At 29.6% G+C, this 9,841-nt stretch carries 11 protein-coding genes; all 11 read right to left on the reverse strand.

Annotated elements, in window-relative coordinates; genetic code table 11:
- The coding region (locus tag Q0649_RS07775) for a DNA repair protein RecN (protein ID WP_298839751.1) at positions 1–1,255 on the reverse strand (1,255 nt) is incomplete at its 3' end.
- Positions 1,256–1,266: 11 nt separating this feature from the next.
- Positions 1,267–1,719: an arginine repressor gene (locus Q0649_RS07780; protein ID WP_298839754.1), complete on the reverse strand. Its 453-nt coding sequence runs from the start codon at positions 1,717–1,719 to the stop codon at positions 1,267–1,269.
- Positions 1,688–2,569, reverse strand: a complete 882-nt coding sequence (locus tag Q0649_RS07785) for an NAD(+)/NADH kinase (RefSeq protein ID WP_298839758.1) — start codon at positions 2,567–2,569, stop codon at positions 1,688–1,690. The genes Q0649_RS07780 and Q0649_RS07785 overlap by 32 nt, the downstream gene beginning before the upstream one ends.
- A gap of 42 nt (positions 2,570–2,611) precedes the next feature.
- The gene (locus Q0649_RS07790; protein ID WP_298839762.1) at positions 2,612–3,439 is read right to left on the reverse strand and encodes a TlyA family RNA methyltransferase; all 828 of its coding nucleotides are present in this window, start codon (positions 3,437–3,439) and stop codon (positions 2,612–2,614) included.
- Between the two features lie 33 nt (positions 3,440–3,472).
- Complete coding sequence (dxs, locus tag Q0649_RS07795; protein WP_298839765.1) at positions 3,473–5,335, reverse strand: 1-deoxy-D-xylulose-5-phosphate synthase; 1,863 nt, start codon at positions 5,333–5,335, stop codon at positions 3,473–3,475.
- A 165-nt stretch (positions 5,336–5,500) separates the two neighbouring features.
- A complete protein-coding gene (locus Q0649_RS07800; protein WP_298839785.1) occupies positions 5,501–6,364 on the reverse strand; it encodes a polyprenyl synthetase family protein in 864 nt (287 codons plus the stop codon).
- A 51-nt stretch (positions 6,365–6,415) separates the two neighbouring features.
- Positions 6,416–6,649 (reverse strand): exodeoxyribonuclease VII small subunit, encoded by a 234-nt coding sequence (locus Q0649_RS07805; protein ID WP_298839768.1) that lies wholly within the window; start codon positions 6,647–6,649, stop codon positions 6,416–6,418.
- On the reverse strand, positions 6,649–7,854 hold the full coding sequence (xseA, locus tag Q0649_RS07810; RefSeq protein WP_298839771.1) for an exodeoxyribonuclease VII large subunit: 1,206 nt from the start codon (positions 7,852–7,854) through the stop codon (positions 6,649–6,651). The genes Q0649_RS07805 and xseA overlap by 1 nt, the downstream gene beginning before the upstream one ends.
- Positions 7,844–8,692, reverse strand: a complete 849-nt coding sequence (locus Q0649_RS07815; protein ID WP_298839774.1) for a bifunctional 5,10-methylenetetrahydrofolate dehydrogenase/5,10-methenyltetrahydrofolate cyclohydrolase — start codon at positions 8,690–8,692, stop codon at positions 7,844–7,846. Before Q0649_RS07815 ends, xseA begins: the two co-directional genes overlap by 11 nt.
- A gap of 230 nt (positions 8,693–8,922) precedes the next feature.
- Positions 8,923–9,318 carry a transcription antitermination factor NusB gene (gene nusB, locus Q0649_RS07820; protein WP_298839777.1) on the reverse strand — a complete coding sequence of 132 codons (396 nt, stop codon included), beginning with the start codon at positions 9,316–9,318 and terminating at the stop codon, positions 8,923–8,925.
- 97 nt (positions 9,319–9,415) lie between these two features.
- Complete coding sequence (locus tag Q0649_RS07825) at positions 9,416–9,805, reverse strand: Asp23/Gls24 family envelope stress response protein (protein WP_298839780.1); 390 nt, start codon at positions 9,803–9,805, stop codon at positions 9,416–9,418.
- Positions 9,806–9,841: the final 36 nt, after the last annotated feature.

Consider the following 9,841-nt stretch of genomic DNA (forward strand, 5'->3'; position numbering starts at 1 on the left):
CTATGCAAAATTGAACTTTATCACAACCATTTTTATAAAATTCATCTGTAAGTTTCACTTCTATGAAAAACTTACTTTTTTCAAGTCCAATATAATTAAGTTCATCTTTTATTTTATCTTGAAGTTTTTTTGCTGTAGAGCATCTGATTTCATGTATTTCATTCCCTATAATTTTCATTTGTCCCTCAAGAGCTATTTTTTCTTTTTTAATAGTAATAATTATTTCACCACTATTAATTAATTCTTCATACTCAAATTCAATTTTATCTCTATATTGGTAAATTTCTTTTATAGTTGGTGCATACTTCTTCTTACAATTATTAATTTGACTTATTCTACTATTCATATATTCCAATTCTTTTTCATCATAATAAATTGTTTCTTTTAAATCTCTAAGTTCTGTGATATTTTCTTCTATATTAAAATAACTTTCTTCAATAGAATCTGTAACTACTTTTATTTTATCCATATGTTTTTCAATAGTGCGAAGTTCTTTTATCGCCATAGCTAAATTATACAATACCGAGGTATTTCCCTCATCACTTGTATATAACAATTGATAGCTTTTAGATAAATGTTTCTCTAAATTTTCCGAATTACTAACTATTGCATATTTTTCCAAAAGTTCTTCATCCTCGCCGATTTTGAGGTTTGCATTTTTAATTTCTTCTAACTGATAATTTAAAAAATCAATTCTCTTATCTCTTTCCCCTTCATTGCCTTCAAGTTTAAGAATTCTATTTTTTATATTTATCATTCTTATATATTTATCATTATATTCATTTATAGCAGCCCTAAGTCTATCATTACCAAAAGAATCTACATAAAATATATGATTAGCCTTATCTAATAGGTTATGATTATCATGTTGCCCATGGATATCTAATAGATTCTTACTAATGTATTTAACTTTCGATAGTAACAATGATTTACCATTAACTTTAGCAATACTTTTTCCAGATTGAAAAGTTTCACGACTTATGAATACTGTATCCTCATAATCAATCTCCATCTCCTCTAAAACATCTTTATTATTTTGAGTATCGATGGTGAAAATGGCCTCTACATAAGTTTTATTTTCCCCTGTTCTAATTAAGTTCTTATTAAATTTACCACCTAACACATAATTTATAGCATCAATTAAAATTGATTTTCCTGCTCCTGTTTCACCTGAAAGAACATTAAAACCTCTTTCAAAATTAATACTTAATTTTTCAATTAGGGCAAAATTCATAATATTTAATTGTAGGAGCATACTAATTCCTCCTATTCACTAATCATTTTTTTAACCTTTTGAATTATTTCTTTCGCATCTTCTTCTCTTCTAACTAAAATAAAAACAGTGTTATCCCCAGCAACAGTTCCTACAATACCATTAAGCTTCAAAGAATCTAATGCTTCAGCTGCTGCGGCTCCAGCTCCAGATATAGTTTTAAGTACTATAAATTTGTCTACATGATCAACGTACAAAACGGTTTGAGAAAAAATATTAACCAATTTATTAGATAAAAAGCTATCACCCGGCGAGCTAGTCGAATATATGTGAGTTCCATACGCATTCATAACCTTAATTAATTTTAGTTCTTTTATATCTCTAGAAACAGTTGCTTGAGTAATATCAAACCCACTATTTTTTAATTCTTGTGCTAACTGTTCTTGAGTTTCAATTTCTTTAGACTGAATGATCTCAATTATTTTTGCATGACGCGATATCTTCATCTTTTTCTCCCTCACAATCTGTTGTTCTAGAAATTATTTTTTTCCTCAGAATACCAAAATAATTATAATCATTAAATTTAACTAATCTACATTTTTGCTGTGAAACACTTACTAGTATTTCCTCATAACTATTTAGTTTTATTGCTCTTTGACCATCTAAAGTCAAAAATATACTTTCATGTTCACATTTTATATTTACAGATATTTTGCTTTTACTATCAAGCACTATAGTTCTCATTGATAACGATAATGGGCAAATAGGTGTTACCTCTATAACATCTAGGTTAGGATATATTATAGGGCCTCCTGCTGATAAAGAATATGCTGTAGATCCTGTTGGGGTAGCTATTATAAGTCCATCACCTGTAAAATCGATGTAAAACTTATTATCTATATGAAGTTCATATTTAACAACTCTTGCAAGTGTTCCCTTTGATACAACTATATCATTAAGTGCCGTGTATTTTTCAAGTTCATGCCTATTTGGCAAAGTGCAATTAAGCATCATTCTATCTTCTACATAATAATCATCTTCAATAACTCTTTTTATAGCAGTTTCAAATTCTAGTAGTTCCACACTGGATAGAAATCCTAAGTTTCCTATGTTCACTCCTAGTATTGGAATATTTGAATTATTTAAATTTCGAGATGTTCTTAAGATAGTACCATCTCCACCTAAAGCTACAATAATATCCAAATAATTATATTTAATATTTTCAAGCCCAATGGAATCTTTAAAAACAAATATATTAATATCATCAATATATTGACTAATAATATTTTTTACATATTTACCGATTTTTCCATCCTTATCTTTAGTAGTATTTATATTAATGCCAATGTTTTTCATATTTCCTCCTTGCCATGTTCTTTAACACAAATAAACTATTTATTATTCCCCTTTGACATTATTTAAACTTCTATGAGCCTTCGAAACTAATAATGCTACATTATCTTCAACATAATCAATATAGTCACCTTTTGATTTAGTAAAATAAATCAAATATTCAATATTTCCATTAGGCCCTTTTATTGATGAATAATCAACATTAATAACCTTTACATTAAGGTTTTTCAATAGTTTTAGTACTCCAACTATTACATCGATATGGTCACTAGCTTTTTTGACCACGCCTTTTTTATTTACTATACCTATACCTACTTCAAATTGTGGCTTTAATAATGCCACAACACTACCATCATTTTTTAATAGATTCAATAAATTGGGAATAACTTTTTCAAGCGATATAAATGACACATCAACACTTGCAAAATCTGCAAGTTCACAAATACTGTCTTCATTTAAATACCTAATGTTTGTTTTCTCCATAGAAATTACTCGAGTGTCAAGTCTCAATTTATCATCTAACTGATTTGTTCCAACATCTATTGAGTATACCCTGCATGCTCCATGTTGGAGCATGCAGTCTGTAAATCCTCCTGTAGATGCACCAATGTCTAGACAGACTTTGTCCTTAAGATCAATCTTAAAGGTATCTATAGCCTTTTGAAGTTTAAGCCCCCCCCTACTAACATAAGGGATGTCTTTTCCAATAAACTCAATACTAGATGTAACATCAATTTTTTTTCCGCATTTAGTAGTAACAATACCATCGACAAATATATTTCCAGCAATAATATTTTCTTTTGCTCTTTCTCTTGAAAATAAAATACCTCTTTCAACCACAATAACATCTAATCTCTCTTTATTTTCTATCATAAAAAAACTCCTTAAACCCCAATAAAATCATTACTAGACTAATTTTAAAATACTATCAAAAATTCCATCTACATCTAGTTTATATAACTTATACAATATATCAACTGATCCGTGAGGAATAAATTCATCATTAAATCCTAAATTAATTACCTTTACCTTCTTGTTCAATAAATTCACATATTCTAATACCAAAGAACCTAGACCACCATGAACTATATTATCCTCTATAGTAACTAAAGAGTAATTTTCATCTACAAGTTTTGATATTAACATTTTATCAATAGGCTTGATAAAACATGCATTAACCACAGTAGCTTCTATTCCCATATTTAATAATTTTTCTCTAACTAAAATCGCATTTTGAACCATTTTACCTGTAGCTATAAATGCTATTTTACCACCCTCAAACAGAGTCTCCCATTTTCCCCTCTTAAAGTCAATAATAGGAGACATTTTAACATTACAATTATCTCCACCTCTAGGGTACCTTATAGCAATTGGATAATCTTGTTTAACTGCAAATGTAAGCATTTTCTTAAGTTCTCCTATACATTTAGGCGCCATAATTGTCATATTGGGAATATGAGATAAATATGATAAGTCAAATATCCCTTGATGTGTTTCTCCATCCTGTCCAACAATACCTGCCCTATCAATTGCGAAAATAACAGGTAATTTCTGAATACATACATCATGTAAAATTTGATCATATGCTCGCTGTAGAAATGTAGAATACACTGCAAAAATTGGTTTAAGTCCTTGTGATGCCATTCCTGCAGCCATAGTAACCGCATGTTGCTCAGCAATACCCACATCAAAAAACCTATTCTTAAACTCTTTTGAGAACGCTTCTAGTCCTGTGCCCTCAGGCATTGCCGCTGTTATTGCTACTATATCTTTGTTCTCCTTTGCAAGAGTTACCATCTGCTCACCAAATGCACCAGAATAACTTTCCTTGTGACCACTACATAACTCTCCATTTGCTGGATTAAATGGTCCCATACTATGATATTTATTGGGCTGTTCTTCAGCAAATTTATAACCCTTGCCTTTTTTAGTTATTACATGAATAATCACAGGTCCATCTATTTTTTTTGCAAGTTTCAAAACCTTACTCACTTCTTTAATATCATGTCCATCTATAGGTCCAAAATAAGTTATACCCATATTCTCAAATAACATTCCAGGAACTACTACCTGCTTAATTCCATTCTTAAGCTTTTGAATCGAATTAACCATTCCATCACCTACACTAGGTATTTTCCTAAGTGTAGAATTTATTTCTTTTTTAATTCTATTATAAGTTGGGTCAATCCTAAACTGACTTAGATACTTAGATATACCACCCACATTTTTAGAAATAGACATTTGATTATCATTTAACACAATAATCATCTTAGTTTTCCTAAATCCTACATCATTTAATGCCTCGAAAGACATACCACCAGTAAGTGCACCATCGCCTATTACTGAAATAACATTATAGTCTCCCTTTTGTAAATCGCGAGCCCTAGCAATGCCAAGCCCTGCCGAAATAGAAGTACTGCTATGTCCAGAATCAAAAATATCATATTTACTTTCTTCTCTTTTCGGAAAACCACTTAATCCACCATAATTTCTAAGTAGATCAAATTTATCTTTTCTTCCCGTAAGAATTTTATGTACATAAGATTGGTGACCTACATCCCATATTAATTTATCTGTATCAAAATCAAAAACATTATATAAGCTTAATGTTAATTCCACTACGCCCAAATTAGAAGCTAGATGTCCTCCAGTTTTTGATACTTTTTCAATTAAAAAATGTCGAATTTCTTTTGCAAAGTCATTCAACTCTTGTATCGTCATTTTTTTTATTTCATTTATATCATTAAAATTTTCTAGTATTTTACTCATATATCTATCCTCTTTTATAAAATATATTATTTAACCCACATTTATGGAAATATTATATCATATAATATTATTTAATTCAAAAGCTATTTCGACTTTAATTTCCAATTACTTACATTTATGAAATACTTATAATTAAAAACCAGTTTAAAATAATAGTTTTTATTTTTAATATTCCCTTTTCAATAAAAATTCTGTAATTTCTTCTAAGTTCTCGGTATTTACCTTAACTTGTTTTAATAATTTTAAACACTCCTGAGTCAAATTATTACACTTTTGCATGCATTTTTCTAGACCATACATTGTTATAAATGTGGTTTTATTATTAGATTCATCACTTTTTATGTTTTTTCCCAAAATAGAAACATCACCAATTACATCTAATATATCATCCTTTATTTGAAATGCTAGCCCTAATTTATCTCCATACTCTTTTAAATAACTTAAATCGCCCTGATCAGCATTTCCAAGTGTTGCTCCACATACCACAGCAGCTTTTATTAATTCTCCTGTTTTATTTTTATGCATATACAATAATTCTTCTTCTGATATTGTGATGCCCTCGCTTAAGATATCAGAAATTTGCCCAGCTATCATCCCCTGCGCGCCAGAAGCTTTTGCTATAAGATTACTTGCTTTAATTGTATTTAAACTTCCATCTAAACATTGATCTAGCATTATTATCATAGCCTCATTTAATAATCCATCACCCGCTAGTACTGCAACTGCTTCTCCATAGATTTTATGATTTGTAGGTTTACCACGACGTAAATCATCATTGTCCATACAAGGCAAGTCATCATGAATAAGTGAGTATGTATGAATCATTTCAAGAGCTGCAGCAAATGGTAGTATTTTCTTATAGTCATTTTTATACATGCCATAAGTAAGAAGCATTAGAATTGGTCTAACTCTTTTTCCTCCTACTTTTAAACTATAAATCATTGCCTCAAAGTTTTTACTACTATCTTCAGGCTTATCTTTAAAATAATCATCTATCCATTTTTCCACAGACTCTTTTATCAATTGCATATTCATTTTATTCCTTCTTTCCATTATAGTTTCTAAAACACATTAGAATACTTAACTCTTAATCTCTTCTACATTAGCAATAAAATCTTTTTCACCCTCCGCTGTTAATATTTTTATTTTACCTTCTGTGTCATTAAGAATTTTATACAAATCGTTGCATATCTTAATACCTTCCTCATAATTTACCATTGTCCCTTCAAGTGTTACTTCATTTCCATCCATCACTTCTACAATTTTTTCAAGCCTTTCCATCATAGTTTCATAAGATTCTTTTTTCTTTGCCATTATAACTCCTCCAAATTGCTTATATTAAATCTAGCAGTGCCATCCTTTAATGTAATCTTTATCTCTTTATTGTTTTTTAAAATGCTAATTTCACTAATAACATCATTTTCATGGGTTTGAAGTACTGCATATCCCCTGTTCAATACGTTTAAAGGGTTATGTGCATGCATTAGAGCATTTAATTTTGAAAGTTTCTGCTTTTCCATTGAAATCTTTGCTTTAATTTTATAATTCAAATTTTCTTTTAAGTTATCTATATGAGTATATTGGTTAACTATAAAATTCAAAGGATTATTTACTTTCAAAGTATTACTTATTAAATTAATTTTATTATATTCTTTAGTAACCTTAAATTCCGCGCATCTTAGTAAAAGTTCTCTAAGTGATTTAATTTCATTATTTAAATCTTTTAAATTTCTCACAGCTATTTCTGCAGCTGACGATGGAGTTGGAGCTCTATGGTCACTCACGAAATCTGCTATAGTAAAATCCGTTTCATGACCAATACCTGTAATTATAGGAATCTTAGAATTATATATTGCATAAGCTAAATTTTCTTCATTAAATGCCCATAATTCCTCAATAGAGCCTCCACCTCTTGCAATAATAATTAAATCAACATTTTTTGAGCTATTGAAATATTTTATACCTTCTTCAATTTCAGTGCTAGCACTTACTCCTTGAACTAGAGCTGGATATATTAACATGTTAACATTAGAGTTACGCCTTGTTGCAACATTAATAATATCTTTAATTGCAGCACCTGTTTGTGATGTAACTATACCTATTCTTCTAGGAAATGAAGGTATTATTTTTTTATGCTCTTCATCAAATAGCCCTAATTTATATAGTTTATCTTTTAATTTTTGAAAAGCTAAAAATAATTGACCTTCTCCATCTGTCTCCATAGAATCACAATAGACTTGATATGCTCCGCCCTTTTCATAAACGGAAACTCGCCCTCTAATTATAACATTCATACCATCCCTAGGTATAATAACAAGTTTCTGAGCCTGTGATTTGAACATTACACAATTTACTTTTCCAAACTCATCTTTTAATGAAAAATATATGTGTCCACTACTATGAAGTTTTACATTAGATAATTCTCCTTTAACATTGGCATTATTTAATATAAAATCACTATCTATTACTTTTTTAATATACCCATTAAGAGCCGTTACTGTTATTACTTTAATAAACATTATCCCTCCACGAAGCGCAAGCATTTTTTATAAGCATCGTTGTCGTCATCAGTCCCGTCCCACCCGGAACTGGGGTAACAAAACTTGCATGATCAATAACATCGTAAAAATTTACATCTCCAGTAATTTTATTGTTTACCATTGTAGTTCCAACATCTATAACAATTGCTCCCTCCTTAACAAATTTACTTGTCACAAACCCGGGTTTACCAATAGCTGCAACTATTATATCTGCCGTTTTACAAATTTCTGCAAGGTTAGTTGTTTTTGAATGACATATCGTTACAGTAGCATCCTCATTTAGCAATAATTGAGCAGCCGGTTTTCCAACGATATTGCTTCTGCCAATAACAACTGCATGTTTACCTTTAATATCACATCCCGTATTTTTAATCATTTCAATGACCCCTAATGCAGTACAAGGAATAAAGCTTTTATCTCCCTTATAAAATCTACCCATATTTACATCTGTTAATCCATCAATATCCTTTTTATATGAAATTTTAGAAGTAATTTCTCTCTCATTCAAATTTTTAGGTAAAGGTAATTGAATTATTATTCCATCGACACTTGTATCTTCATTAAATTTTTCTATAACATCTATTATATCCTTTTGACTTGTATCTTTCTCTAATTGAATACAAGTGTAAGATATCCCTAATTTGTCACATAAATTATTCTGGCTTTTTACATATGATAAAGAACCTCCGTCAGAGCCTACCAATATAGTTTTAATTGATGGTGCTCTAAGCCCTCTATTAATACCATCCTTTATAATAGCTCTAATTTCATCTCTATAGACTTCAACTATTGTCTTACCATTTACTCTAATACCCATATAATTTTCTCCTTTTATACATTTTAAAATATTAACTAGTACCAGAATATTCTAACATATTTTTAATTATTTTTTCCAAAATAAAAAAACTAATCAGATATACACGTCAATTCTTGCGTCATTACAAAGTCAATCTAATCTAATAGTTAGTACTATCAGATGTTCCATAGACTAAATAAGTCACAATATAGGCTAGTATACTGACTAGTTATCTTATTACTGCTAATATATTAAATCATCTTCGCAAGTATGCCATTTATAAAGGCTGGAGAGCTATCCTCACCATACATCTTTGCAAGTTCTATTCCCTCATTTACAGAAACCCTATTAGGTATTTCTTCCTCATATAATATTTCATATGTACTTATTCTTAATATAGCCAAATTCATTTTTGATAACCTTGCTAATTTCCATTTAATTAAATATTTTTCAATATTTTTATCAATCTCTTTACCATTTTCGTGAATACCAGCTAATACCTTCGTGATATATGACATATCAAGGTCCTTTAAATCAACATCTGTGTTTTCTTTAAAGTTTTCAATTATATCCTCGTATTTTTCTTTGTTTATTGACATTTCAAAAAGTAATTTCATTGCTGTTTCTCTTGACTTTCTTCTATTCATTAGTAATCCTCCTAATTTTTCAATCCGATACTATACTTTATTATAAGAATAACAAACATATAAATAAACACCCTCCGATTAGAGAGGGTGTTTATTACTATGCTTCTATTTCCTCAAGCTTTTCTGTTTTAGGTAATACAACATTTTGAACATACACATTTACTGATGATACTGCAAGTCCTGTCATAAGCTCTACGGATTTTTTAACATTTATTTGTGCTTTTTCAGTTACTTCTGGAATTTTAATACCATATTCAACTACAACGTGTAAATCAATTATTGCACTATTTTCTCCAACATTGACTTTAACGCCTTTAGATAAATTTTTCTTTCCACTTAATATTTGAGTTATTCCACCAACAAGACTAGCGCTCATTCCAACAATTCCCTTTATTTCAGCAACAGCGAGTCCCGCTATGACACTAACTACATCCTCAGATATTTTAACAACACCCATTTCAGTTTCATTTAAAATTTTATCTTCCATAGTAGTACCCCCTTATTTAACTTAGGTAAAACATGA

This window comes from uncultured Clostridium sp. (genome assembly GCF_937920395.1).
Lineage (GTDB): Bacteria > Bacillota > Clostridia > Clostridiales > Clostridiaceae > Clostridium_AD.